Origin of the sequence: Thioclava nitratireducens (assembly GCF_001940525.2) — a bacterium.
Lineage (GTDB): Bacteria > Pseudomonadota > Alphaproteobacteria > Rhodobacterales > Rhodobacteraceae > Thioclava > Thioclava nitratireducens.
Genome location: NZ_CP019437.1, coordinates 2,354,971 through 2,380,149, shown reverse-complemented (window position 1 = coordinate 2,380,149; position 25,179 = coordinate 2,354,971). Strand labels below are relative to the sequence as shown.

Genomic DNA, 25,179 nt, shown 5'->3' with positions numbered 1-25,179 from the left:
GACAAACGCGCGAGGGCGATTTCCCCGCCGCCTCGGCGCACGGATCGAGGCTGCGAGGTATCGTCGCCCTTGGCGTGATGGGTCGAATTCGCCCAGACGCGACCCACGCGTCGGCCGGTCGCAGTCCCCCGGGGCGATCGGCCCGGGGCCCGCTCGGAAGGCAAGCCCGCCGGCCCTTCCTCGCGGCGCGAGACGCCGCTCAGGTGGCGCGGCGGAAGGCGATCGGGGTACTGCCGGTGCCGGCCTGAAAGGCGCGGGAGAAATATCCGGCGCTGCGATATCCCAGAAGCTGCGCGATCTCCTTGATCGGAACGGGGGTATCGCGCAGCAGGCGGCGGGCTTCGTAAAGGCGCCGCTCCTGCATCAGTTCCAGAGCCGATTTCCCGCAGGCGTCGCGACAGGCACGCGACAGATGGGTCGGTGTTACGCCCAGTTCGCGCGCGATATCCGCGACCGGCGTTCCCGCGCGATACTCGCGCTCGACCAGAACGGCGTAGCGCGTAACCAGACGGCGCGCCGCGCTCGGGCGGATCGCCTCGCTCGCATTGCTCGCGATCTGTCGCTCGAGCCAAACGCTGAGCAGGCCCAGATGGCTGCGCAGTGCCCGGTCGGCGGCGGGACGCGTGCTCTCGTTCTCGCGCTGGATCGCTTCCAAGATCGAGCCGATTTCGCCCTGTGCGATCGCCTCCCGGATGCGCAGGTGATGGGCAGCGGGCGGCAAGACGATGTCGCTGTCGCGCCCGAAGAACAGCGCCTGACCGTGGGTCTGGTTGGAAATCTCGAAGCCGTGCATCACGCCCGGCGGGATGAAAATCGCGTTATTTGGCCCATAGCCGCGCGTCACGCCCGCCAGCGTGATCCGGCCCTGCCCTCGAGAGAACCACAGAAGGCAAGGTTCGGAATGGGCGCGCATTGCCTCGACCCGCCAACGCCCGCCCTTGGCCAGATGGGCGATCTGCACGAGCCGTGGTTCCCGCGGAACGGTGGGCAGTTCCGAAGGCTGGCCGACGTCGCCGCGCGTCGGGCCGGACATGGACTGCGACCCGGGCCTTACGGTCTTGGCCTGCGACAGCTGCGACAGGGGCGGAGTGGAAAAGAGCTTCACGATGCGTTGATCCCAAGCGATGACGGCGGGAGGATAGCCCGCAACCCGCTTAGCGACCAAGGAATTTTCCACAGAAGCCCGGATGCGCAGTTGCCGTTGGGTCACAGTCTACGTGATCTTGTGCCACGCCTTCATACGGCTACGAAACCATGTGCGTTGCCGCTTGGCATATTGGCGACTTGCCGCCTGCGCGCGTTTGCGCGCCTCACTCAGATCGAGTTGGCCATGCAAATGCGCGATCAATTCCGGCGCTCCGATCGCCTTCGCCCAAAGCGCATCCGGATCCCAGATCGGCTCCATCCTGCGAACCTCGTCGAGCGCGCCTTGTTCAAGCATCAGATCGAACCGGCGATCGATGCGTTCGGCCAGCCAGTCGCGCTCCGGATCGAGGTGGAGGGGCGCCGCAGTCTCGAGCGGCAGAAGCGGCGGCGGGGTGCGGGCCTGCCACACGGCGAGGCCTTCGCCGGTGGCGCGCAACACCTCCCACGCGCGCTGGACGCGCATCGGGTTCTGCGGATCGATCTTCGCGCGGGTCGTCGCGTCGAGCTCGCCCAGCATCCCCGCATGGCCTTCCGAGAGCCGCCGATGATCGGCCTCGGCGCGAATTTCCGGTGGCGTTTCAGGGATCTCCGCCAATCCCTGCGTCAGCGCCGTGAAATAGAGCCCGGTGCCGCCAACGACGATCGGGCGCGGCCCGCCTGCGTGAAATGCCTCCAGATGCGGCGTGACATCGCGCAGCCAATGGCCGACGGAATAGTCCGCGCCGGGATCGAGATGCCCGTAGAGGGCATGCGGCGCGCGGGCCTCTTCCTCGGGCGAGGGTCGCGCGCTCAGCACCCGCCAGCAGGACCAGACCTGAAGCGCATCGGCATTGATCACGATGCCGCCCGCGGCTTCGGCGATCGACAGTGCCAGCGCCGATTTTCCGCTCGCCGTGGCGCCCGCGATCAGCACGGGCGTTCGCGGCGATATATCGGGCAGGGCAGGCGGCATCGGCGGCTCTTGCAGGCTTTCTGTCGGGCTCGGGGAACAACGCTTCTGCAAGAGGTTGAACCCCGGCTCTATTTGGATCATTTTGCGCGCCAATGACAACAGCCCATCGGAGGATCAGATGAGCGCCGAGACGCATCCCGCGGCCAAATACAATCGCGTGCTACTGAAAATCTCGGGCGAGGCGCTGATGGGGGACCAGGGCTACGGCCTGCATCCGCCGACCGTGTCGCGTATAGCGCATGAAGTGAAGTCGGTGCGCGATCTCGGTGTCGAAATCTGCATGGTAATCGGCGGCGGCAACATTTTCCGCGGGCTTGCGGGCTCTGCTCAGGGGATGGAGCGCACGACGGCCGATTACATGGGGATGCTCGCGACCGTGATGAACGCGCTGGCGATGCAATCGGCGCTGGAAGGTCTGGGCGTCTTCACCCGCGTAATCTCGGCCATCCCGATGGATCAGGTCTGCGAGCCCTATATCCGCCGCCGCGCCGTACGCCACCTCGAGAAGAAGCGGGTCTGCATCTTCGCCGCCGGCACCGGCAACCCCTATTTCACCACCGACACGGCCGCGACGCTGCGCGCCAACGAGATGTCCTGCGAAGCGATCTTCAAGGGCACCAAGGTCGACGGGGTCTATGACAAGGACCCGAAGAAATTCGACGATGCGAAACGGTACGATACCGTCAGCTATGACGAGGTTCTTCAGAAGAATCTCGGAGTGATGGATGCCTCGGCGATCGCGCTCGCACGCGACAACAACAAGCCGATCATCGTGTTCTCGCTTGACGAGCCGGGTGGCTTCCGCGGCATTCTGGCAGGCGAAGGCACCTACACCAAAGTGCAGGGCTGAGCGCCGCGCGACGATCACAAATGCTAGTTTTCGCCTGCGAGCTGCGCTAAAGCTCGGCCCGAGGCTCAACAAGAACGGGAAATACCCAATGTCCGACGATTTCGAGATCGATACCGATGACCTGGCACGCCGTATGGATGGCGCTATGAGCTCGCTCAAGCATGAATTCGCGTCGCTGCGCACGGGCCGCGCCTCGGCTTCGATGGTGGAGCCGGTTCAGGTCGAAGCCTATGGCCAGATGACCCCGATCAACCAGGTCGGGACCGTCAACGTGCCCGAGCCGCGGATGGTCACGATCAACGTCTGGGACAAGGGCCTCGTCGGCAAGGTCGAGAAGGCGATCCGTGAATCGGGTCTGGGCATCAACCCGCAGACCAACGGGACGATCATCATGCTGCCGATCCCCGAGCTCAACGAGGAACGCCGCCGCGAACTGACCAAAGTCGCCGCCCAATATGCAGAGCACGCCCGCGTCGCGATCCGCAACGTACGTCGCGATGGCATGGACCAGATCAAGAAGGCCAAGGCCGACGGCATGTCCGAAGATGACGTGAAGCTCTGGGAGAGCGAAGTCCAGGAGATGACCGACGCGCATATCGCGAAGGTCGACAAGGCGCTGGAAGACAAGCAAGCCGAAATCATGCAGGTCTGAGGCCTCGGCCTCAGCCCCGCATTGCGTCCTGCGCGAGAAGGATCACATCGCCGATGGCCCCTAGCATTCCCGATATCGCCCAAACCCCGCAGGGGCATGACGGCGGCGCGCCTGCGCCGCTGCATGTCGCGATCATCATGGATGGCAATGGGCGGTGGGCCACCCAGCGGGGCTGGCCGCGTCTCGCCGGTCACCGCAAGGGGGCGGAGCAGATCAAGAAGGTCGTGCAGGCCGCGCCCGACCTCGGCATCCGCTACATGACGATCTACGCCTTCTCGACCGAGAACTGGAAGCGTTCGACGCAGGAAGTTCTTGGTCTGATGAAGATGTTCCGGCTGATGATCAAACGCGAGGCGGCGGAGCTGTCGCGTCAGGGCGTCGAGCTGCGCTTCATTGGGGACCGGACGCCGCTCGACCCGCTTCTGCGCGAGACGATGGACGCGATCGAGACCCGCACCAAGGGCAATTCGAAGCTGACGCTGGCGGTTGCGATCAATTACGGCGGGCGCGACGAGCTGAAGCGCGCCGCGCAATCCATCGCGCGTGACGTGGCCGCGGGAAAGATCGATGTCGATGCGGTCGACGAGGCCCTGATCTCGGCCCGGCTCGACAGCGCGGGGATGCCCGATCCCGATCTGGTGATCCGCAGCTCGGGCGAGACGCGGACCTCGAATTTCCTGCCGTGGCAGGCGGCCTATTCCGAATATGAATTCACGCCCACGCTCTGGCCCGATTTCACCCCGGCCGAGCTTGCGGACATCCTCGAGCGGTTCGCCGGGCGCGAGCGGCGCTTCGGCGGGGTCGCCTCGTGACCCGTCAGCCGCGGACCGGCAAATGGGGCGATCTCGTCCCGCGGCTCGCCTCCGGGCTTGCAATGGTCGCGATCGGGCTTGCCGCGATCTGGTGGGGCGGGCCGGTCTTCGCGGCGCTCTCGGTGCTCGTCACCGGGCTGATGGTCTGGGAGCTGACCGAGATGCTGCGCCCCGAACGCCCCGGCAAAGCCGTGGGTCTGGGGCTCGTGGCGGCGGCGACCCTGACCTTCGTCTTCGTGATCCACGAACCTTACGGGCTGATTTACCTGCTGATCGTACCGATCATGGCGGCGGTGATCTGCACCGGGCGGCGCCGGATCGGCGCGGCCTATGCGCTGGCGATCATGCTGACGGGATACGGGCTGGTGGCGCTGCGAGAAGGCGCGGGGCTGGGTGCGATCACATGGATCGTCGCGGTGGTCGTTGTCTCTGATATCATGGGATATTTCGTCGGCCGGACGGTCGGCGGACCGAAATTCTGGCCCAAGGTCAGCCCGAAGAAGACATGGTCGGGCACGATCGGCGGCTGGGTCGGCGCGGCGCTCGTGGGCTTCGTCTTTGCCCAGATGGGCGGCGGTCTCGCGATGATCTGGATCTCGCCGCTTCTGGCCTTCGCGGGCCAGCTGGGCGACATCGCCGAAAGCGCGATCAAGCGCGCGACCGGGGTGAAGGACAGCTCCTCTCTGATCCCGGGCCATGGCGGTGTGCTCGACCGGTTCGACGCGCTGACCGGGGCCGTCGTGTTCCTGATGCTGATCTCGCAGGTGACGACCCTGCCGCTGACGGAAGGCTGAACGATGCGGAAGGTTTCGGTCTTCGGGGCAACCGGCTCGATCGGGGAAAGCTGCTTTGATCTGCTGATGGCACAGGGCGGGGCGGAAGCCTACGACGTCGTGGCGCTGAGTGCGGGCCGCAATGTTGCGCGACTGGCCGAGCAGGCCGTGGCGCTGAAAGCCGATCTGGCCGTAACCGCATTCGACGATTGCCTGCCCGCCTTGCGCGATGCACTCGCCGGGACCGGGATCGAGGTGGCCGCCGGGCCGCAGGCTTTGATCGAGGCGGCCTATCGCCCCGCAGATTGGGTTCTGTCGGGGATCGTCGGCGCGGCGGGGCTCGCACCCGGCTTCGCGGCGCTCTCGCAAGGGGCGACGTTGGCGCTGGCGAACAAGGAGTCGCTGGTCACCGCCGGGCCGCTCCTGATGGCCGAGGCGCGCACCCATGGCGCGACGATCCTGCCGGTGGACAGTGAGCATTCGGCGATTTTCCAAGGGCTCGTGGGCGAGGATATCGCTGCGGTCGAAAGGGTTATCATCACCGCCTCGGGCGGCGCATTCCGCGACTGGCCGATGGAAAAGCTGGCCCATGCGACCGTGGCAGAGGCCTCGGCGCATCCGAATTGGGACATGGGGCAGCGGATCACGATCGACTCCGCGTCCATGTTCAACAAAGCCTTGGAAGTTATTGAGGCGAAAGAGTTCTTCGGTTTCGCGCCAGAGCAGATCGAAGTCCTCGTGCATCCTCAGAGCATCGTCCATTCGTTGGTCGGGTTCCACGATGGCGGGCTGATGGCGCATATGGGTGTGCCCGACATGCGCCATGCGATCGGCTATGCGCTCAACTGGCCCGCGCGAAAGCCGCTTCCGGTCGAGAAGCTCGATCTGGCGAAGATCGGACAGCTCGATTTCCGCACGCCCGATCTGCAACGGTTCCCCGCGCTGCGATTGGCGCGTGAGGTGATGGAAGCGGGCGGTCTGGCGGGCACCGTGTTCAACGCCGCCAAGGAGGTGGCGCTCGATCTGTTCATCGCGGGACGTATCGGATTTCTCGACATGGCGGCGCTGGTCGAGACCACCTTGGGCGAGATGTCGCGGGATCAGGGGCTTGGAATCGCGGCGAAAGACCTCGATATGGTTCTGAGCTGCGACGCCGAGGCGCGCGCGCGCGCAATGGCGATCTGTGAACACGGAAGGATCTGAGTTTTGGACCTGCTGCCCCAATTCGGAAATCTGCTCTATACCGTGGTGGCCTTCGTCGTCGCGCTCTCGATCATCGTCGCGGTGCATGAATACGGCCATTACATCATCGGACGGATTTCCGGCATCAAGGCAGAGGTTTTCTCGCTGGGCTTCGGGCCCAAGCTGATCAGCCGCGTCGACAAGCATGGCACGCGCTGGCAGATCGCGGCGGTGCCATTGGGCGGCTACGTCAAGTTTCTGGGCGATGCGAACGCGGCCTCGGCCGGGGTCGATGTCGAGGAGATGCAGCACCTGAGCCCCGAGGAACGCCGCCACACCATGCATGGCGCGCCTCTTTGGGCACGGGCCGCGACCGTGGCGGCAGGGCCGGTCTTCAACTTCATTCTGTCTATCCTCGTGATCGCGGGATTGAGCCTCTGGGCCGGAAAGGCGACCGAGACGCCCGCGATCCAGACTGTCGTGGCGCTGCCCGGTGGGGCAGGCGATCTGCAACAGGGCGACGTGATCGACGCGGTGGCGGGCAAGCCGACGCCGGATTATCAAGCGCTCTCCGACGTGGTCGATCAACTGCCCGCAGGGCCGACGCTCGATTACACCGTAACCCGCGATGGCAGCAAAACCGACGCCACGGGACCGCAGCTTTTCCCGGCGCGATTTGCGGGCGTTCAACCCGGCTCGGCCGCCTATGATGCCGGGCTGCGGGCCGGCGACGTGATCACGGCGATCGACGGCAAGCCGGTCTATCGTTTCATCGATCTGCAGGATGCGGTGAAAGCGGGCGCGGGCAAGCCGGTCGCGCTCGATATCTGGCGGCCCGAGGGGGATGCGGGCAAGACGTTCTCCGTGACGCTCGAGCCGCGCCGCACCGATCTGCCGGTGGGCGACGGGCAATTCGAGACCCGGTTCCTGATCGGCGCCACGGGCTCGTTCATGTTCGAGCCGGTAACCCAATCGGTCGGCCCTGTCGATGCGCTGGTGGGTGGCGTGACCCAGACCTGGGGCATCATCACGCAATCGGTCTCGGGCATTCAGGCGATGATCGCGCAGCGGATTTCGAGCTGTAATCTCACCGGCGCGCTGCGCATTGCCGAGACTTCGGCTGCGGCGGCGAAATCGGGGATGCTCGACTTCATCTGGTTCATCGCGGTGCTGTCGACGGCTGTGGGTTTCCTGAACCTCTTTCCGATCCCGGTGCTCGATGGCGGCCACCTGATGTTCCACCTCTACGAAGCGATCACGGGCAAGCCGCCCTCCGATCAGTTGATGAACGTCTTCATGTCGATCGGGCTGGCGCTGGTGCTGACGCTGATGGTCTTCGGGCTGTGGAACGATCTGACCTGCTGAGCGGGGACTGACTGAGCGGAGCCTGATGGGCGCGCGACCGGGCGGTGCCGCGGTTTCGCCACATTTGCCTCGCAATGCCGACATGAAGGCCGGGTAGGGAACCTTTAGGCGCAACTCGCGCGAAGGAGGCCACCCATGTCCGAGATCATCGCGCATCACTATCGCGAACTCCGCCCCTTGGTGGATATTGTCGGCGACCGGCTGCTGTTCATCGCGGCGGTTCTGGTCGCGCTTCTCGGTGCGGCTCTGATCGGTGTTCAACTGATCGACATTCTCGGCGGCGACGCTTCGAGCTTCCAGCGCATCTGAGCCGGAGCCGACAGGGGCGCGACGCCCGCAAAATCCGTTCTTCCTTGATCCCGGGGCCGCCTTCGCGGCCCTTTCCTTCGTGGCAAGATGATCGCGGTCCACAAAATCTCGGGGCCGAGGGGCCATCCCAGCTTTGACATCGGTTACGCCCTTCGCTACCACCCTAACCAAAGGGAAAAGTGAACTTCCGGCGGGAGAGGGCGATGTCGATGAGCGTGCAAACTATGCTGAGACTCTGTGCGACGCGAAAGGCACTGCGGGCCAGCGTAGTATTTCCAGCAGTTGCAATGAGTTGCCTCGCGGTTCCCGTGATCGCTCAGGCGCAGCAATACAGCTTCTCGCAGGTGGTCATCACCGGTAACGAGCGCGTCGACGCGGCGACGATTCTGTCCTTCGCCAGAATCGCCCGCAATCAGCCCGTCACCGCCGCCGATCTGAACGCGGCTTACCAGCGTCTGACGAATTCCGGCCTGTTCGAGAACGTTGCGATCACGCCGCAGGGCAACACGCTCAAGATCGCCGTTACGGAATATCCGACGATCAGCGTGATCAATTTCGAAGGCAACAAGATCATCAAGGATGCGCAGCTCGCCGCGATCATTCAGGCGAAGCCGAACCGTGTCTACAATCCCGCCCAGATCGAAGCGGACGCCCAGCGTCTGGCGCGTGCCTATTCCGAGGATGGCCGCATGGCCGCGCGTGTCGTGCCGAAGGTCATTCGCCGCGACAACAATCGCGTCGACGTGGCCTTCGAGATCAAGGAAGGCAAAGTCACCTCGATCGAACGTGTGACTTTCACCGGCAACCGCTCCTTCTCGGATCGTCGTCTGCGTCAGGTTCTCGAGACGAAGCAGGCGGGGATTTTCCGCACCTTCGTGAAGAACGACACGTTCAACGCAAGCCGCATTCCGGTCGACCGTCAGAAACTGATCGAGTTCTACCAGGCGCGCGGCTACAAGAACGTGCAGGTCACCGGCGTGTCCTCGCAGATGTCGCGTCAGCGCGATGCGTTCTTCATGACCTTCAACATCATCGAAGGGCAGAAATACCACTTCAACGCGATCAACACGAGCTCCGAGATCGACGGGCTTGCGCCTGACGAGTTCGCGCCGCTCACCAAGATCCGCCAAGGTCAGACCTTCTCGCCAAAGGCGATCGAATTGGCCGTGACCCGGATGGAGCAGCTTGCGATCAAGAAGGGCGTGCAATTTGTCCGCGTCGATCCCCGCATCACCGAAGACCCGCGCACGCAGTCGGTCAATGTCGATTTCGTTCTGGTCCGTGGCCCGCGCGTCTTCGTGCAGCGCATCGACATCGAAGGCAACACGGCGACGCTCGACCGGGTGATCCGGCGCGAATTCCGCACCGTCGAAGGCGACCCCTACAACCCGCGCGAGATCTCGAACGCGGCTGACCGGATCCGTGGCACCGGCTATTTCAAGTCGGTCGACGTGAACACCAAGCCGGGCAGCAACTCCGATCAAGTCGTGGTCGACGTGAACGTCGAGGAGCAACCCACCGGCTCGCTCGGTTTCGGCGCGTCCTATTCCAAGACCGACGGGATCGGCTTCAACGCCTCGCTGGAAGAGAAGAACTTCCTCGGCCGCGGGCAATATCTCGGCCTGTCGCTCGGAACGACCAAGGACAACAACAGCTCGAGCATCCGCTTCGTCGAGCCGGCTTTCCTCGGCCGTGACGTGGCGCTGAAATTCTCGGCGATCTATGCGACGTCCAGCTCGGCTACGAACACCAATTACGACACGCGCCGTATCAGCATCGAACCGGCGCTGGAATTCCCGGTCTCCGAGCGCGGCCGGCTGCAGGTGAGCTACAAGATCGGCGAAGACACGCTGAACAACGTGCCGACCAACTCGTCGCAGATCCTGCGGGACGAAGAAACCGACAAGGGCTCGCAGCGGTACAGCGGCCCGGGCCTTCGCTACAGCTACGACACCTCGCGCGAACAGATCGACCCGCGTTTTACCTGGCGCTTCAACGTCGACCAGCAGTTCTGGGGCCTGGGCGGTGACGTGAAAGGTGGCCAAACCACCGCGAAGATCGTCGGCGAGCGCAAGATCTTCAACGAGGAAGCGACGCTGCGCGCCTCGCTCGAAGGCGGCGCGGTCGATGCCACGGATGGTTCGACGATCCTGCAACGCTTCTCGGGTAGCCAGATCCGCGGCTTCGAGAGCTACGGTATCGGTCCGCGTGATCTCAATGCAGCGAACAGAGACGCGCTCGGCGGCAACTACTACTGGGTCGGCAAGGTCGAAGCGGAGTTCCCGATCGGTCTGCCCGAGGAATACGGCATCACCGGCGGCGTGTTCTGGGATGTTGGCTCCGTCTGGGGTCTGGATGACACCAAGGGCACTGGCGGTAACGAGGTCGACGACTCGATGCATGTCCGTTCCGCGGTCGGCGTATCGCTGTTCTGGAAATCGGCGATCGGCCCGCTGCGTCTGAACTTCTCGCGCGCGATCAAGAAAGAAAGCTACGACAAGACGCAGAACTTCGATCTGTCTCTTTCCACGCAGTTCTAAGGGCGCGCGATGCGTCTGAGCCGTATCTCCGTCACCCTTATCGCAGCCGCGCTGGCCTTCGGGCCCGGCGCGGCTGTCGCGCAATCGGCAGGTCAGACTCCCGACGCGCAGGCCTTGGGGCCGCGCGCACAACAGAGCGCGGTTCTGACCCTCGATTGGGAGAAGCTTTACGACAACTCGCTGTGGGGCAAGCGGGTGCAATCCGAGATTCAGGCCGCGTCGAGCGCGCTGCGCAAGGAAAATGACCGGATCGCGAGTCAGCTCGAGGCGGAGGAGCGAAAGCTCACCGAGGAGCGGCTGACGATGCCTTCGGACGCGTTCCAGAAAGCCGCCGATGCGTTCGATAAGCGGGCAACCGATATTCGTCAGGCCCAGAAGGCCAAGGCCGATGCGATCCAGCGCCAGCTCAATCAGGAGCACCAGACCTTCGTGCAAACGGTGGTGCCGTTGCTCGACGAGGTACTGCGGGCGCGCGGTGCGGTCGTGGTGCTCGATTCCCGCGCGATCATCCGCGGGCTCGCGCAGGCCGACGTGACGCAGGAACTCGGCGCGCGGGTCGATAAGGAAATCGGCGACGGGGCCGGGCGCGTGACACCGCTGGTCCCGCCCGCCTCCAATGACAGCGCGGGTGCGGCGACCGATACGCCCGCGCCTTCGGATCAGGCGGCGCCTTCCCAGCCCGCTCCGGATCAACCTGCGAATGGCGCGACGACGGATTCGAGTGGCGAGGCAGGCGTTTTCGTGGATACGACGCCGAACACGAAGCCCAAGGGCAACGGCAATTCCACGCTGGACGGGGCGACCCGCGATGCGCCCGGATTGCCGCTCGGTCTGCCGGTGGTAGATGGTACTCAGGCCACTCCGACGGACACCAAGCCGGAGCAATAGCAGGCGCGCGCTGCTTGCCAAGCGAGGCCGCGATTGCTAGCAACAAGCCAAAAGCGACGATTGCGTGATGCGGCGCCCTAATGCGGCCGCAGGCGCAATTTGCCCGAGAACGAGGACAGCTCATGACCGAACCCGCCCCCTATACCGAAGCCGATCTGTCGCTCATTAAGCGCATCATTCCGCATCGTTATCCGTTCCTGCTCATCGACAAGGTGCGTGACATCGTTCCGAACAAGGGCGCGGTCGGAATCAAGAACGTCACCGCGAACGAGCCGCATTTCCAGGGCCACTTCCCGGAAGAGCCGATCATGCCCGGTGTCACCATCGTCGAGGCGATGGCGCAGACCTCGGCGGTCGTCGTGGGGATTTCGCTCGACGTGATCGACAAGCCGCTGCTGACCTATTTCATGGGTATCGACAAGTGCAAGTTCCGTCGCAAGGTGGTTCCGGGCGACGTGCTGGAGCTGCACGTCTCCGTGAAGCGTGGCGGCGGCAAGATCTGGAAATTCGAGGGCCGGGGTACGGTGAATGGCGAACTGGCCGCCGAAGCCGAGTTCACCGCGATGATGGACCTTCAGGGCTGAATGCATGAGCATTGACCCAAGCGCGCAGATTCACGCCTCCGCGGTGGTCGAGCCCGGGGCGGTGATCGGTCCGGACTGCCGGATCGGTCCGTTCTGCGTGGTCGGCCCCGAGGTCGTGCTCGGCCGCGGCGTGTCGTTGCAAAGCCATGTCGTCGTGCAAGGCGCGACCGAGATCGGCGACGAGACGGAGGTGTTTCCTTTCGCCTCGCTCGGGCAGATCCCGCAGGATCTGAAATTCAACGGCGAGAAGACGCGGCTGAAGATCGGCAAGCGCAACCGCATCCGCGAATACGTGACGATGAATACCGGCACGGAGGGCGGCGGCGGGCTGACCGAGATCGGCGATGACGGGCTCTTCATGTCGTCGTGCCACGTCGCGCATGACTGCAAGCTGGGCGATCGGGTCATTCTGGTGAATTCGGTCGCGGTGGCGGGGCATTGCGTGCTGGGCGATGACGTGATCGTCGGGGGCCTCTCGGGCGTGCACCAGTTCGTCCGCATCGGGCGCGGCGCAATCATCGGCGCGCTGTCGATGGTGACGGCGGATGTTATCCCGCACGCGCTGGTCGCAGGGCCCCGCGCCGGGCTCGAAGGGCTGAACCTCGTGGGCCTGAAGCGTCGCGGAACGCCGCGCGAGGAAATCTCGGCATTGCGCAAGACCGTCGAGGCGCTCGGTCAGGGCAGCTTCCGCGAAAGCGCGCGAACCCTCTCCGAAGAGGGTGTCGAGGGCGAATTGGCGCGCGAAGTGCTCGACTTCATCCTCGGCCCGTCCGAGCGCAGCTTCCTGACGCCCGGCAAATGAGCGGGGGCAAGCATACCGCGCTGATCGCCGGCTCTGGCCGTCTGCCCGCGATCGTGCAAGAGGCCGTGCCGGACATCCTCGTTTGCGAGATGATCGGCGCGCCCTGCCATCTGGACGGCTATCACCTGCGATTCCGGATCGAGCGGCTGGTGCCGTTTCTCGACGAACTGGCCGATCGCGGGATCGAGCGAGTGGTGTTCGCCGGCGCGATGCAGCGACCCGCGATCGACCCCGAGCAGTTCGATCCGCGCTCGGCGCAACTGGTGCCGCGTCTAGCCATGGCGATGCAGGCGGGCGACGATGCGACGTTGCGGGCAGTGATCGAGGTCTTCGAGGAGTTCGATCTGGAGGTCGTCGGCGCGCATGAATTAGTGCCGGCATTGCTGCCCGAGGCGGGGGTGCTGTGCGGCAAACCGTCCGCCGTGGACGAAGACGACGCCGAGCGTGGCGCCGAAATCGTGGCCGCGCTTGGGGCCTCGGATATCGGTCAGGGGGCGGTCGTTGGGCGCGGGCTTTGCCTTGCCGTCGAGACACTGCCGGGCACCGACGCAATGCTTGATTTCGTGCGTCACCACAAAGGCTTGCGCGGCGATCTTAAAGCGGTGAAAGGGGTCTTCTACAAGGCACCGAAACCCGATCAGGACCGTCGCGCCGATCTGCCCGCCATTGGCGTTGAGACGGTGAAGAACGCCGCCGCTGCTGGCCTGTCCGGTATCGCCTTCGAGGCGGGCGGCGTGATGCTTCTCGACCGCGACGCGGTCATCGAGGCCGCCGAGGAAGCGGGCCTCTTTCTCTGGGCGCGGGCGTCATGAGGCTCTACGTCATCGCGGGCGAGGCTTCGGGCGACAAGCTCGGCGGCGCCCTGATGGCGGGGATTAACGAGCTTGCGCCGCACGTCGAATGGTCCGGCATTGGCGGCGAGGAAATGGGCGCGCAGGGCCTGACCAGCCTCTTCCCGATGGAAGAGCTTTCGGTCATGGGGCTGATGGAAGTTCTGCCGAAATACCGCCATCTGAAACGTCGCATCGCCGAGACCGCGGATCATGTGATCGATAGCGGCGCCGAAGCGCTGATCACCATCGACAGTCCCGATTTCTGCCTTCGCGTCGCGCGGCTGGTGAAGGAAAAAAGGCCTGATCTCAAGGTGGTCCACTATGTCGCGCCCTCGGTCTGGGCGTGGCGTCCGGGGCGTGCGCAGAAGATGGCGCGGGTGGTCGATCACGTGCTCGCGCTGCTGCCTTTCGAGCCGCCCTATATGGAAGCCGCCGGGATGAGTTGCGATTTCGTGGGCCATCCCGTCGTCGCCGAACCGCGTGCGACCGGTGCGGACGCGGCGGCCTTCCGCGAGACCCATATGATCGGCGAGGATCAACCGCTGGCGCTGTGTCTGCCGGGCTCGCGGCGCGGCGAGGTAAAGCGGCTCGGGGCACGGTTCGACGAGGCGCTGATGCAGCTGCGCGACCGCGAGCCGGGGCTGCGCGTCGTGCTGCCGACGGTGCGGGGCGTGGCGCCAATGGTGCGCGAGATGACCGCGCGCTGGCCGGTCGCGCCGATCGTGGTCGAGAATGCCGATGACAAGCGCGCGGCTTTCGCCGCCGCCGATATCGCTCTGGCGGCCTCGGGGACTGTCAGTCTGGAGCTGGCGGCGAACCGGGTGCCGATGGTCATCGCCTATGACGCGAATTTCCTGACTTGGCATATTATCTCGCGGATGCTCAAGATCGACACGGTGACGCTGGTCAATCTGGTCTCGGACACGCGGGTGATCCCGGAATTCCTCGGCCCCGAATGCAAGCCGCGCGAGATTTCGGCAAAGATGCTGGAGTTGCTGGAAGAAGATGCGGCGCGTGACGAGCAGATGGCCGCGATGGAAGAGGTGATGCGCCGTTTGGGCGAGGGCGGCGAGCCGCCCGGCCTTCGTGCGGCGCGTTCGGTTCTGGAGTTTCTCGGGAGGGCGTGATGCGCGTCTTTTTGGTGATGACGCTGACATTTTGGGCGGGAAGCGTTTTGGCCGAACCCGATCCGGCGCAGCTTTTCACGCAATCCTGTGGGCGCTGTCATCGCGATGCGGAGCGATTGATGGCACGGCTCGGCTGGGCGCTCGGTCCGAAGACGCCGGAGGAGCGGCGCGAATGGCTCGACGATTTCATAGTCTCGCATCATTCGCCCGATCCAGACAGCCGCGCGGCGATTGCCGCATGGCTGGCAGAGCTCGCCTCGTAAGACGACCCCTGCCGAGGGGCCTTAGCCCAGCACCGATTTCACGGCATCGGCGGTGACTTCGATGATCTTGTCGGCCTCCGCCTCGGTCAGGCACAGCGGCGGGGCGAGGCCAAGGATGTCGCCCTGCGGCATCGCACGCCCGATCACGCCACGCTCGACCATCGCGCCTGCGATCTTCGCGCCGATCTTGTCGGAGGCGTCGAAGAAGGTGCGGTTGTCGCGATCCGAGACGAATTCCACCGCGCAGAGCATTCCTTCGCCGCGGATATCGCCGACATTCGCGTGCTCGCCGATGGCGGCGCGCATCTGGTCATTGAGGTATTTGCCGACTTTACCCGCATTCTCGACCAAACCCAGCTTGTCGATCAGTTCGAGGTTCGCGACACCGGCCGCCGCCCCGATCGGGTGCGCCGAATAGGTCCAGCCGTGTCCGATCGGGCCGTTCTCGTCGGTGCCTTGCTCGAGCACTTTCCAGACCTTGTCGCTCACGATCGTTCCGGAGAGCGGCGCATAGGCCGAGGTCAGGCCCTTGGCGATGGTGATCAGGTCGGGCTTCATGCCGTAGTGATCCGAGCCGAACATGCTCCCCAGACGTCCGAAGCCGGTCACGACCTCGTCTGCGATCAGCAGGATGTCGTATTTGTTCAGCACTTTCTGAATCGCCTCCCAGTAGCCTTTCGGCGGGGGCACGATGCCGCCCGTGCCCAGAACCGGCTCACCGATGAAGGCGGCGATGGTGTCGGGGCCTTCGCGTTCGATCAGCTGCTCCAGCTCCGTGGCACAATAGGCGGTGAAGGCCTCTTCCGACATCGCCTCATCGGGGCGGCGGAAGTAATAGGGCGCCTCGGTGTGGACCACCTGGCTCAGCGGCAGGTCGAACTTCTTGTGGAACAGCTCCAGCCCCGTGAGCGAGCCGGTCATCAGCCCCGAGCCGTGATAGCCGCGCCAGCGCGAGATGATCTTCTTCTTCTCGGGGCGGTTCAGGATGTTGTTGTAATACCAGACCAGCTTGATGTTGGTCTCGTTCGCATCCGAGCCCGACAGGCCGAAATAGACCTTCGACATGTGATCGGGCGCACGGTCGAGGACCATATGCGCCAGCGTGATCGAGGCTTCCGTGCCGTGGCCGACATAGGCGTGGTAATAGGCCAGTTCCTTCGCCTGCTCGGCGATGGCCTCGGAGATTTCGGTGCGCCCGTAGCCCGCGTTCACGCAGTAGAGGCCTGCGAAGGCGTCGAGCAGCTTGTTGCCGTCGCGATCCTCGATGAAGACGCCCTTGCCGCCGGTGACGATGCGGTTGGGGGACTCGCCGCGCGCGTGCTGGGCGAGATGGGTCGAGGGGTGGAAGAAGCTTTCGCGATCCCACTTGTCGAGTTGGTCATTGGTCAGCAATTTTCTCTCCTTCTTCTTGTCTTGGGGCGTCCGGGCGGGCGGGGCGATCAGCCCCAGTCGCGGCAGACGTATTTGATTTCCATGAACTCCTCCATTCCGCGGCGCGAGCCTTCGCGGCCGAGGCCGGACTGCTTCATGCCGCCGAACGGGATCGGCGCGCCGGTGACCTTGGTGCGGTTGACCGCGACCATGCCGAATTGCAGCGCGCGCGTGGCGCGGTAGATGCGTTTCGGGTTCTGGCTATGGACGTAAGCCACGAGCCCGTATTCGGTAGCGTTGGCGCGATCGAATACCTCTTCCTCGGTGTCGAAGACGGTGACCGGAGCGACCGGGCCGAAGGTTTCCTCCTGCATGATCTTCGCGCTGTCGGGCACATCCATGAGAACGGTCGGCGCGAAGAACAGCGGGCCGCGGTCGAGCCGCTTGCCACCGCAGGCCAGTTTCGCGCCCTTGGCCAGCGCGTCGGCGACATGCTCTTCCTGCTTGGCGACGGCCTTTTCGTTCATCAGCGGTCCGATATCGGGGTCGTCCATGCCGATGCCCACGCTCAGCGCCTGTGTGGCCTCGGTGAACCGACGGCAGAATTCTTCATAGACGGGGCGCTCGACATAGATGCGGTTCGCGCCGAGGCAGTCCTGACCGGAGGTTGCGAATTTCGCCTTGATGACCTCTTCCACCGCCCGGTCCAGATCGGCACCCTTGAAGACGATGACCGGGGCGTGGCCGCCCAGTTCGAGGACCAGTCGCTTCACCGTCTGAGCCGATTGGCGATAGAGCAGGCGGCCTACTTCGGTCGAGCCGGTGAAGGACAGCGCGCGAACACGGGTGTCTTCTCCCCAAGGCTCGACGATCTCGGCGGCGTGGCCGGTAAGCACGTTGAACACGCCTGCGGGAAGGCCCGCGCGTTCGGCCAGCTCCGCCAGCGCCAGCGCGGAATAGGGCGTCTCGTGAGAGGGATGCGCGACTACGGTGCAGCCAGCCGCGATGGCGGCGGCGGCCTTGCGGGTGAGCATCGCGGCGGGGAAGTTCCAAGGCGTGACGAGGCCCACGACGCCCACCGGTTCGAGCCACAGCTCCACCTCTGCGTCATGCAGATGCGAGGTGACGCCCTCGATATTCGGGCGCTTGGCCTCTTCGGCGTAATATTCGATGAAGCTCGCCGCGTAGTCGATCTCGCCCAGAGCTTCGCTCAGCGGTTTGCCCTGTTCGAGCACCATGATCCGCGCGAGGTCATCCTTGGCCTCGATGATCAGATCGAACCAGCGGCGCATAATCGCGGAGCGCTCCTGCGGGAGCGTCGTCGACCAATCGAGAAACGCGCGCTGTGCGGCATCGACGGCTTCTAGCGACTGGCTGCGGCTGAGTGCGGTGATATCGCCCAGCCGTTCCGAGTTGGCGGGATTGGTGACGGGGATCACCTCGCCCGTCTCGCCGGCGACCCAGCGACCGTTCAAATAGGCAAAGCTGCGCAGAAGGCGCTTGTCGGCGATATCGGGGCGGGCGGAAATGGCGGTATCGAGCATGAGAGACCTCCTTGGTTGAGATCACTCTGCGCCCGTTTTGACAGGGTAATAGTCCGAATGGGCTGCGCGGGCCCCGCATTTGGGCTGAAATACCGCCGACCGTCAGTCCATTTGGTCTGCGAAGAGGTCGAAGGGCGGCATGGCGGCGTTCTTCACCTCCTTCGTGACGATATAGGTGAAGTAGCGCGCGATCCCGATCCGCGCGTCCAGCATCGAGTCGATCAGCCGCTGATAGGCGTCGATGTCGCGGGTCACGATCTGCATCAGGTAGTCGAAGCCGCCGCCCAGAGCCCAGCAGCCCACGACCTCGGGGTGCTGATCGAGCGACCGCTCGAAGGTCTGGAAACTGGCGGCGGTGTGATCGGCCAGTTCGGCGGCCACGAACAGCGTCACATGCGGCCCGAGCTTCTTGAGGTTGAAGGTCGCGCGATAGCCAGCGATGAGGCCCGCCTTCTCCAGCTTTTTCAGCCGGTCCCATGCGGGCGTGGGCGAGAGGTTGATCTTCTCGGCCAGCGCCGCCTTGGTGATGCGGCCCTCGCGTGCCAGCACGCGCAGAATTTCGATATCGCGGGGGTCGAGCTTGATCATGGCGCCACGCTACACCGGCTCAACGCCTTGTGCATCCCCGATTTTCCGGCTGCTCTCCTGGGGCTCACTCGGCCGGTTCGCGCGCCTCCTTGGACTGCGGAGCGTGGAAGCGTTCGCGCGAGGAGCCGTAGGGCTCGACCGTCCGGCGCTTGCGACGCAGCCCGTCGGCATCGCCCCGGCGCAAGCGCATGAAATAAAGCGCCGAGAGCGGTCCCGTCGCACCCGCGATGGCAAATCCCCAGAGGAAAGCGTGGATCGGGATCATCTCGGCCCCGGTGGTGGTCGCGGCCGCCCCCGCGGTCAGTTCCAGAACCACGCCCGCCAGCGCGATGCCAAGCGCAAGCGAGACCTGACGGCTCATCGCGGTGAAGGCGGTGGCGGGGCTCATCTCGCGCAGGTCGAGATCGGCAAACCCGATGGAGTTGATCGCGGTGAAGACCACCGATTGCGCGGCGCCGCCGATCAGCAGAAGCGGGATCAACTGCCAGTCATGGATGCTGGTCACGGTGAGGAAGCCGAAGATCGTGGCGCCCCGTATGACGGCGGCCCAGATCATCACCCATTTGAAGCCGAACCGATCGAGGATGCGCGGCACGAAGGTCCGCAGGCTGACCGCGCCCACCGCGTTCAGCCCGGTCAGTGCACCGGAAACCATCACGGAAGCGCCGAGCCCCAGCTGGAAGAACAGCGGCAGCAGAAGCGAGATCGCCCCGTTCGACAGCCGGAAGATCAGCCCGCCGGTAATCGAAACGTCGAACGTCCTGTGCCGGAATAGCCGCAGATCGAGAAGCGGCTCGGACGTATCGCGCGCGCGCAGCCAGTAGAGGACCAGCAGGGCCACACCCGCGACGCTGAGGGCGACTGCGGCCTGCCACGGCAGGATATGCTCGCCCAACGCGGAAAACCCGGTCATCACGGAGGCCAGACCTACGGCAGAGAGCACGAAGCCCGGAAAATCGAATGGTTTCGGCTCGGGCGGGCCGTCGGCGGGCATGTGGCGCAGCGTCAGCCAGATCGCCAGCGCGCCCAGTGGCAGGTTCATCAGGAAGATCGAGCGCCAGCCAAGGAAGGTCGTCACCGTCGCGCCCACGAAGGGGCCCAGCGCCGGGCCGATCAGCGCGGGCAGGGTGACATAGACCATTGCGCGGGTCATCTCCTCCTTGGAGGTGTGGCGCAGCACGATGAGCCGGCCCACCGGGCTCATCATTGCGGCCCCGATGCCCTGCAGCGCGCGGGCCAGCACGAGTCCCGTCACGCTCGTCTGGATCGCGCAGAGGAGCGAGGCCACGAGAAACACACCCATCGCGGCCAGAAACGTTCGTCGTGCGCCGATCCGATCCGCGATCCAGCCGGAAATCGGCACGAAGGCCGCGAGCGCGATCAGGTAGGTCGCCATCGCCATCTTGAGCGACAGCACCGGCACCGAGAGGTCCCGCGCGATCACCGGAATCGCGGTGGCCAGCACGGTCGCGTCGATCAGCTCCATCAGGAGCGACAGCGCCACCGTCAGCGGAATGATATTTTCGCGAAGCCTGCTCAGCATGACCGGGCATAGCTAGCACTTTGCCGCGCGGTGTCACCCCGCCGGGCGCGCGCAGAGCGCCGTGCTTTATCGCGCAGGTGAGATCGGCAAAGAAAAACCCCGCCCGAGAACGGGCGGGGAGTTGGGAGTGATGGGGCCTGCTTCCGGGCAGGAGAGACGAGAGAACCCGGAAGCAGGTCGTCGCGGAAACCCGGGCAGGGAGGGGGAGAGAGAGAAACCCGGCCTTTCCGAATGTCGCGAGGCATCTGCGCTCGACGGCGATGTCCGGGGGGTGGCGTATCCCGGCCTGCCATCTTGCCTATGCCCTTGCGTCTCGAGATGTGCAGGGAGAACCGATGCAGCAATGCCGCAGTTCCGATATTTCATTCGCCTCCCGTTCATGTGAGAACGCGCCGGTTTTCCGTGAGGTGCTGCTGGAGCGTCCTCCCTTGCGTCAGGTCAAACCAATGTCATGCTTTCTGCGCTAGGTTTGGCGTGGAATCGCACAGGCAGGAGACAGCGGGATGAAGGATCTGGCCGGGGACAAGGTGCCGCCGCGCAAGGGGACGTCACGCAAGGGGTCGCCGCGCAAGGGCGCGACGGCGGGCGCGGGATCGGCCAATGTGGTGAGCAAGCTCGCGGGCGTCGATCAGCCCCGGACCGAGGAACACAGCGCGGCGCTGGCCTCCTTCGAGGCGCTCGACCGTCTCTCTCACGCGTTGATGGGCCGGGCCGAGGGCGGGCTGTCTCCGATCTCGCTGAGCCTCGCCTGGGCCGATTGGGCGACGCATCTGGCCCTCAGCCCCGGCAAACAGGCCGAGCTTGGCTGGAAGGCCGGGCGCAAATGGATGCACCTGTTGCGCGCAATGGCGCCGCACAGCAGCGACGATGTCGAGGCGCAGCCGCTCGAACCGCTGCCGCAGGACCGCCGTTTCTCCGCGCCCGACTGGCAGCAGTTTCCGTACTCCCTCTACGCGCAGAGTTTCCTGCATGCCCAGCAATGGTGGCACAACGCCACGACGGACGTGCGCGGGGTCGAGGCCCGGCACGAACAGATGATGCAGTTCTACGCGCGCCAATGGCTCGACATGGTGGCGCCCACGAATTTCATCGCGACCAATCCGCGAGTGATCGAGCGGACGTTGAAGGAAGGCGGGGTGAACCTCCTGCGCGGGGCGCGCTATTGGGGCGAGGATGCGATCAAGGCGCTCACCGGCGATACCAAGCCGGAACCCACGCTGATCCCGGGGACCGATGTGGCGCTGACGCCGGGCAAGGTGGTGCTGCGCAACGATCTGATCGAGCTGCTGCAATACGAACCGCGCACCGAGAAGGTCCATTCGGTGCCGCTGCTGATCGTGCCGGCCTGGATCATGAAATATTACATCCTCGATCTGGAGGAGACGAATTCGCTGATCCGCTGGCTCGTGGGGCAAGGCTTTACCGTTTTCGCGATCTCTTGGAAAAATCCCGACGAGGGCGACCGCGATCTGGGCTTCGACGATTACCGCGAGAAGGGCGTGATGACGGCGCTCGATGCGGTCTGTGCGATCACCGGTGCGGAGAAGGTTCACGGGCTGGGCTATTGCCTCGGCGGGACGCTCCTGTCGGTCGCGGCGGCGGCGATGGCGCGCGATGGCGACGAGCGGCTGGCCTCGCTGACGATGCTGGCTGCGCAGGTCGATTTCACCGAGGCCGGGGAGCTGAGCCTGTTCACCAATGAAGACCAGCTGAGCCTGATCGAAGATATGATGTGGGAGGAGGGCTATCTCGACAAGACCGCGATGGCGGGCACTTTCACCATGCTCAAGTCGAAGGATCTGATCTGGTCGCAGGCGGTTCATACCTACCTGATGGGCGAGCGCGAGACGGACAGCGCGCTGGCCTCGTGGAGCCACGACGCGACGCGGATGCCCTACCGGATGCATTCGCAATATCTGCGCCGGCTGTTTCTCGACAATGATCTGGCAGAGGGACGCATGGATACGCGCGGCGTGCCGGTCTTCCTGCAGGATATCGAGACGCCGGTCTTCGCCGTCGCGACCGAGGCCGATCACATCGCGCCGTGGCACTCGGTCTTCAAGCTGACATGGTCTCTGCCGGGAGCGGTGAATTTCGCGCTGGTCTCGGGCGGGCACAATACCGGGATCGTGCGTCCGCCGGGTGCGCCGCGGGCGCATTACCGCCTGATGGAGCATCGCCCCGGCATGCCGCATCCCTCCGCCGTGGACTGGGCCTCGGAATGTGCGCCCCGCGAAGGGTCGTGGTGGGAGCCTTGGGCGAAATGGCTGCGCAAGACCGGGGACGGGTCCGAGATCGCGCCGCCCGCGATGGGCAAGGGGCGCAAATACCGCGCGCTCTGCGATGCGCCGGGGGCGTACGTGCTGACCCGCTAGGGCTGCTCGACCTCGGGCAGCATCGCGCGCAGGGTCTCGATCCGGTCGGCCTCACCTGGGGGTTTGTCCCAGCGGATTCGCGAGATGCGCGGGAAGCGCATCGCGACGCCGGATTTATGTCGGGTGGAGCGGTTGAGCCCCTCGAAGGCGACCTCCACCACCAGATCGGGCGACAGGGACCGCACCGGGCCAAAGCGTTCCACCGTGTGATTGCGCACGAAACGGTCGAGCTTGCGCAGTTCCTCATCGGTAAAGCCGGAATAGGCCTTGCCCACGGGCACGAGATGCTCTCCCTCCCAGACGCCGAAGGTGAAATCGGAATAGAAGCCCGAGCGTTTGCCATGCCCGCGTTGCGCATAAAGGATCACCGCATCGATGATCCGCGGATCGCGTTTCCACTTGAACCACGGCCCCTTGGGGCGGCCCGCCATGTAGGGCGTATCGCGACGTTTCAGCATCACGCCCTCGATCACCACCTCGGGCGGCGCTTCGCGTAACTCGGCGAGATCCTCCCAAGTGTCGAAGGGCAGCAGTTCCGAGACGTCGAAGCGCTCGGGGTTGAGGTCAGCAACAAACGCCTCCAGCCGGGTGCGGCGGGCCTCGAAGGGCAGGGGGCGCAGATCTTCCTCGCCCGCGATCAGGATATCGTAGAGCCGCAGCGCCGCAGGGTGAGAGGCGAGCATCGCTTTGCCCGGAGATTTCCGCCCCAGCCGCTTCTGCAGATCGCCGAATGGCGCCACCTGATCGCCGCGCCGTACGATCAACTCGCCATCGAGCGCGCCGTCGAATGCCATATGCGCGACTACATCAGGAAACGCCCCCGAAATATCCTCGCCGGTGCGCGAATAAAGCCGCCTCTCGCCGCCCTCGGCCACGGCCTGCACGCGGATGCCGTCCCATTTCCACTCGGCGGCGAAGTCGTCGGGCGTCAAATCGGTGAGCGCGTCGAGATCGGTGGGAGTCGACAGCATCACCGGACGGAACGGCGCAAAACCTGCGCGCTCGGGCTTTTCGCCGCCCTCGATCCAGTCGAAAAGCGGCTGATAGGGCGGCGATAGCCCGTGCCAGATTTCCTCGATCTCCTCAAGTTCGGGCGTGCCGAGCGAGGCCAGAGCCACCCGGGCAAGCCGCGCCGAGACGCCCACGCGCAGCCCCCCGGTCGCGAGTTTCAAGAGCGCATAGCGTTCCGAGGGCTCGAGCCGGTCCAGCCACCCGGCGATCAGCGGCCCGACGCGGGTCTTGGGCGTGTCCTGCAGGGTCTCGACGATCTCCACCAGATCGAGGTCCTGGGGCGTGTTTTCCTGCGGCCAGATGAGTGCGATCGTCTCCGCCAGATCGCCTACGTAGTCATAGGACAGCGCGAACAGCTCGGGATCGACCCGTTCGCCCACCATCGCGCGCAGCACCGCAGGTTGCGCGCGGCCCAGTTCCAGTTCTCCGGTGAGCGCCGCAAGCGCATAGCCGCGCTCGGGGTCGGGCGCGTGGCGCAGGTAATCGGCCAGCGCGTCGATCTTGGCGTTGCGCCCGGGCGTGAAGGCGAGACGTTCGAGAAGGACTGCGAAGGCTTTCATTCCGGCTCCTCTTCGTAGCCCACAAGATGGAGCGGCCGGGCCACGCGCCCCTCCAGTTCCGCCCAGCGCATCAGCGCCTCCTCGCGGCCATGGGTGATCCACAGCTCGGACGGGTCGATCTCGCGCACCGTGCGCGTGAGGTCCACCCAGTCGATATGGTCCGAGATCACCAGCGGCAGCTCGACCCCGCGCTGGCGGGCGCGGGCGCGGATTTGCATCCAGCCCGAGGCGAAAGAGATCACCGGGTCGGCGAAGCGCTGTACCCAAGGTGAGGAAAAGGCCGAGGGCGGCGCGATCACCAGCGCCTCGCGCAGCTCCCGCGCCTCTGCCTTGTCCATCGTGGCGGGGCGCAGATCGCCCAAGGGGATGCCCTGCTCCAGGTGGTAGTCGCAGAGCCGCTGCAGCGCGCCGTGGATGTAGATCGGCGCGTCATAGCCCGCCTCGCGCGCGAGCATGATGACGCGCTGCGCCTTGCCCAGCGCATAGGCGCCCACCAGATGCGGTCGCTCGGGGGCTGCGCGCATCGAGGCCATCAGCTTCGCCATCTCTTCGGCAGGATCGGGATGCTTGAAGACCGGCAGCGCGAAGGTGGCCTCGGTGATGAACGTGTCGCAGGGCACCGGCTCGAAAGGCGCGCAGGACGGGTTCGCGACGCGCGCGTAATCGCCCGAGGCCACGATCCGCTGGCCGCGATGCGTGATCGCGATCTGCGCCGAGCCGAGCACATGCCCCGCCGGATGAAAGCTGACATCCACGCCCCCCACCGAGAGCGGCCCCTCGTAAGCCTGCCGCTGTCCTGCGAAATCTCCGCCATAGCGGATCGCCATGATCTCCAGCGTCTGGCGCGTGGCCAGCACATGCCCGTGGCCTGCGCGCGCGTGATCGGCGTGGCCATGCGTGATCAGCGCACGCGCCACGGGACGACTCGGGTCGATGTAGAAATTGCCGCTCGGGCAATAGAGCCCCTCGGGGCGCGGGATCAGAAGCGGCTCGGCCATCGGTCTTTCACTTACGGTAACGCTCGAAATGCATACGCGAGGGCGCGCGCCCGGCCCAAATTTTCGGCAATCGCCCTAGGGCAAGCTTTTCGCGCGACGATTGTTCCAAAT

At 65.1% G+C, this 25,179-nt stretch carries 23 protein-coding genes; 15 read left to right on the top strand and 8 right to left on the bottom strand.

Annotated elements, in window-relative coordinates; all coding sequences use genetic code 11:
- Positions 1–199: 199 nt before the first annotated feature.
- Together BMG03_RS11305 and miaA are read right to left on the bottom strand one after the other, a co-directional pair.
- Positions 200–1,033, bottom strand: coding sequence for an AraC family transcriptional regulator (locus BMG03_RS11305; RefSeq protein ID WP_077701379.1), 834 nt, complete (start codon positions 1,031–1,033; stop codon positions 200–202).
- Between the two features lie 180 nt (positions 1,034–1,213).
- Positions 1,214–2,098, bottom strand: a complete 885-nt coding sequence (gene miaA, locus BMG03_RS11300; RefSeq protein ID WP_075774895.1) for a tRNA (adenosine(37)-N6)-dimethylallyltransferase MiaA — start codon at positions 2,096–2,098, stop codon at positions 1,214–1,216.
- Positions 2,099–2,216: 118 nt separating this feature from the next.
- On the opposite strand from miaA, the gene pyrH reads away from it, so the two are divergent.
- The 14 genes from pyrH (at position 2,217) to BMG03_RS11235 (ending at position 15,078) form a co-directional block, all read left to right on the top strand.
- Complete coding sequence (pyrH, locus tag BMG03_RS11295) at positions 2,217–2,948, top strand: UMP kinase (RefSeq protein ID WP_075774894.1); 732 nt, start codon at positions 2,217–2,219, stop codon at positions 2,946–2,948.
- A gap of 88 nt (positions 2,949–3,036) precedes the next feature.
- Positions 3,037–3,600 (top strand): ribosome recycling factor, encoded by a 564-nt coding sequence (frr, locus tag BMG03_RS11290; protein ID WP_075774893.1) that lies wholly within the window; start codon positions 3,037–3,039, stop codon positions 3,598–3,600.
- Positions 3,601–3,737: 137 nt separating this feature from the next.
- Positions 3,738–4,412 (top strand): polyprenyl diphosphate synthase, encoded by a 675-nt coding sequence (gene uppS / locus BMG03_RS11285; protein WP_240496934.1) that lies wholly within the window; start codon positions 3,738–3,740, stop codon positions 4,410–4,412.
- Positions 4,409–5,206 (top strand): phosphatidate cytidylyltransferase, encoded by a 798-nt coding sequence (locus BMG03_RS11280; protein ID WP_075774892.1) that lies wholly within the window; start codon positions 4,409–4,411, stop codon positions 5,204–5,206. The genes uppS and BMG03_RS11280 overlap by 4 nt, the downstream gene beginning before the upstream one ends.
- 3 nt (positions 5,207–5,209) lie before the next feature.
- On the top strand, positions 5,210–6,388 hold the full coding sequence (gene dxr / locus BMG03_RS11275; protein ID WP_075774891.1) for a 1-deoxy-D-xylulose-5-phosphate reductoisomerase: 1,179 nt from the start codon (positions 5,210–5,212) through the stop codon (positions 6,386–6,388).
- Positions 6,389–6,391: 3 nt separating this feature from the next.
- Entirely contained in the window at positions 6,392–7,732 is a 1,341-nt protein-coding gene (rseP, locus tag BMG03_RS11270) for an RIP metalloprotease RseP (RefSeq protein ID WP_075774890.1), read from the top strand.
- A 135-nt stretch (positions 7,733–7,867) separates the two neighbouring features.
- Positions 7,868–8,041: a hypothetical protein gene (locus tag BMG03_RS20745; protein WP_157771582.1), complete on the top strand. Its 174-nt coding sequence runs from the start codon at positions 7,868–7,870 to the stop codon at positions 8,039–8,041.
- Between the two features lie 287 nt (positions 8,042–8,328).
- Positions 8,329–10,581: an outer membrane protein assembly factor BamA gene (gene bamA / locus BMG03_RS11265; protein ID WP_075774889.1), complete on the top strand. Its 2,253-nt coding sequence runs from the start codon at positions 8,329–8,331 to the stop codon at positions 10,579–10,581.
- Positions 10,582–10,590: 9 nt separating this feature from the next.
- On the top strand, positions 10,591–11,469 hold the full coding sequence (locus BMG03_RS11260; RefSeq protein ID WP_075774888.1) for an OmpH/Skp family outer membrane protein: 879 nt from the start codon (positions 10,591–10,593) through the stop codon (positions 11,467–11,469).
- 122 nt (positions 11,470–11,591) lie between these two features.
- The gene (gene fabZ / locus BMG03_RS11255; RefSeq protein ID WP_075774887.1) at positions 11,592–12,053 is read left to right on the top strand and encodes a 3-hydroxyacyl-ACP dehydratase FabZ; all 462 of its coding nucleotides are present in this window, start codon (positions 11,592–11,594) and stop codon (positions 12,051–12,053) included.
- Positions 12,054–12,057: 4 nt separating this feature from the next.
- Positions 12,058–12,855, top strand: coding sequence for an acyl-ACP--UDP-N-acetylglucosamine O-acyltransferase (gene lpxA, locus BMG03_RS11250; protein ID WP_075774886.1), 798 nt, complete (start codon positions 12,058–12,060; stop codon positions 12,853–12,855).
- Positions 12,852–13,667 carry an LpxI family protein gene (locus BMG03_RS11245; RefSeq protein WP_075774885.1) on the top strand — a complete coding sequence of 272 codons (816 nt, stop codon included), beginning with the start codon at positions 12,852–12,854 and terminating at the stop codon, positions 13,665–13,667. Before lpxA ends, BMG03_RS11245 begins: the two co-directional genes overlap by 4 nt.
- Positions 13,664–14,815, top strand: coding sequence for a lipid-A-disaccharide synthase (gene lpxB / locus BMG03_RS11240; RefSeq protein WP_075774884.1), 1,152 nt, complete (start codon positions 13,664–13,666; stop codon positions 14,813–14,815). Before BMG03_RS11245 ends, lpxB begins: the two co-directional genes overlap by 4 nt.
- Positions 14,815–15,078 carry a hypothetical protein gene (locus tag BMG03_RS11235; protein WP_075774883.1) on the top strand — a complete coding sequence of 88 codons (264 nt, stop codon included), beginning with the start codon at positions 14,815–14,817 and terminating at the stop codon, positions 15,076–15,078. Before lpxB ends, BMG03_RS11235 begins: the two co-directional genes overlap by 1 nt.
- A gap of 21 nt (positions 15,079–15,099) precedes the next feature.
- Here the strand turns inward: BMG03_RS11235 and BMG03_RS11230 are convergent, their stop codons facing one another.
- The 4 genes from BMG03_RS11230 to BMG03_RS11215 form a co-directional block, all read right to left on the bottom strand.
- Positions 15,100–16,470 (bottom strand): aspartate aminotransferase family protein, encoded by a 1,371-nt coding sequence (locus BMG03_RS11230; RefSeq protein ID WP_075774882.1) that lies wholly within the window; start codon positions 16,468–16,470, stop codon positions 15,100–15,102.
- A gap of 47 nt (positions 16,471–16,517) precedes the next feature.
- Entirely contained in the window at positions 16,518–17,993 is a 1,476-nt protein-coding gene (locus BMG03_RS11225; protein WP_075774881.1) for an NAD-dependent succinate-semialdehyde dehydrogenase, read from the bottom strand.
- Positions 17,994–18,095: 102 nt separating this feature from the next.
- Entirely contained in the window at positions 18,096–18,581 is a 486-nt protein-coding gene (locus BMG03_RS11220) for an Lrp/AsnC family transcriptional regulator (RefSeq protein WP_152844310.1), read from the bottom strand.
- 64 nt (positions 18,582–18,645) lie between these two features.
- The gene (locus BMG03_RS11215; protein WP_075774880.1) at positions 18,646–20,124 is read right to left on the bottom strand and encodes an MFS transporter; all 1,479 of its coding nucleotides are present in this window, start codon (positions 20,122–20,124) and stop codon (positions 18,646–18,648) included.
- A 503-nt stretch (positions 20,125–20,627) separates the two neighbouring features.
- Here BMG03_RS11215 and BMG03_RS11210 point away from each other — a divergent pair.
- A complete protein-coding gene (locus BMG03_RS11210; protein WP_075774879.1) occupies positions 20,628–22,499 on the top strand; it encodes a PHA/PHB synthase family protein in 1,872 nt (623 codons plus the stop codon).
- Here the strand turns inward: BMG03_RS11210 and BMG03_RS11205 are convergent.
- Together BMG03_RS11205 and BMG03_RS11200 are read right to left on the bottom strand one after the other, a co-directional pair.
- Complete coding sequence (locus BMG03_RS11205) at positions 22,496–24,070, bottom strand: cisplatin damage response ATP-dependent DNA ligase (RefSeq protein WP_075774878.1); 1,575 nt, start codon at positions 24,068–24,070, stop codon at positions 22,496–22,498. The two genes, BMG03_RS11210 and BMG03_RS11205, sit on opposite strands and share 4 nt — an antisense overlap.
- Positions 24,067–25,068 carry a ligase-associated DNA damage response exonuclease gene (locus BMG03_RS11200; RefSeq protein WP_075774877.1) on the bottom strand — a complete coding sequence of 334 codons (1,002 nt, stop codon included), beginning with the start codon at positions 25,066–25,068 and terminating at the stop codon, positions 24,067–24,069. The genes BMG03_RS11205 and BMG03_RS11200 overlap by 4 nt, the downstream gene beginning before the upstream one ends.
- Positions 25,069–25,179 lie beyond the last annotated feature (111 nt).